The sequence below is a fragment of the Lacihabitans sp. LS3-19 genome, assembly GCF_024343575.1.
Taxonomy (GTDB): domain Bacteria; phylum Bacteroidota; class Bacteroidia; order Cytophagales; family Spirosomataceae; genus Leadbetterella.
Genome location: NZ_RJUA01000095.1, coordinates 1 through 1,214 on the forward strand (window position 1 = coordinate 1; position 1,214 = coordinate 1,214).

Annotated in this window: 1 protein-coding gene; it reads left to right on the top strand. The window is 36.5% G+C overall.

Annotated features, from left to right (window positions below):
- A partial coding sequence (locus EGI22_RS15565) for an IS1634 family transposase (RefSeq protein ID WP_255069346.1) occupies positions 1–1,214 on the top strand: 1,214 nt, incomplete at both ends.

Below are 1,214 nucleotides of genomic sequence, written 5' to 3' on the forward strand. Positions count from 1 at the left end.
TCCTTGTAGCAAACTCAGTAACTTTCAGCACCGAGAAGAATATGTAAATCTACCCGAACTATCCTTACATCATCTTTACCGAGCCTTGGATAAATTGGCTCAAAACAATGAACTCATCCAGCAACAAATCTTCCAAACTGGTCGCGATCTGTTCAACCAAAGTTTAGACGTAGTCTTTTACGATGTAACCACTTTTTACTTTGCCAGCGAAGTAGAGAAAGAAGGTGAACTCCGACAAATGGGTTTTGGAAAAGATGGCAAAATAGGTAAAACCCAAATCCTCTTTTGCATGATGATTGACCACCATAAAAACCCTATCGGCTATCGAGTTTTCAAAGGCAACACCTACGAAGGAGACACATTTAAAGAAGCTTTGGATGACCTCAAAAAAAGATATCAGATAGATAAAGTTATTGTAGTAGCTGATAGAGGGATGCTCTCTAAGAATAATTTAGAGATAACAACTGGCAAGGGCTACGAATTTATCATAGGTGAGCGATTGAAAAACTTACCACAAAAAACGCAGAAACAACTACTTGACCTGAAAAATTATCATCACCAATTGATATATAATGATGCCTCTGGTCAGGAAGTTTTGATACGATATACCACATTGAAAGAAGGCAATAAAACCATAATAGCAACCTATTCTGCAAAAAGAGCAGCAAAAGATAAGCAAGATAGAGAAGAGAAATTGGAGCAAGCACATAATCTACTCAAAAACCCATCTAAAATCAACAGTAAAGCAGCTAGGTTCTTTTTAAAAGCACAAGAAAATAGTAAATATAGTCTGAATGAAGAAAAAATAGCTGCGGCTGAGCGGTATGATGGTTTTTTAGCCATAAGCACCAATAATCAAACGCTGCCAGTAAGCGATGTCTTAGATCAATATAAACAACTATTTAAAATAGAACACAGCTTTAGAACCTTCAAATCCCACCTTGAAACCAGGCCAATGTTTCATTGGACAGACCAACGAATAGAGGGCCATATTTGCCTTTGTTACATAGCCTTCGCCATTCAAAACTTCGTGCTACAAAAAATAAATCGTGACAAAAATGTGATTACAGAAAAATTGCTAAGAGAAGCATTAGACAAAATGCAAGTAAGTCTGATAGATAACAATGGGAAAAAATCTTACTTGAGATCGATGCCATCAGAAAACGAAAAACTCATCCTAAATAAAATGGGTCTAAAACCAATCTTACCAATCC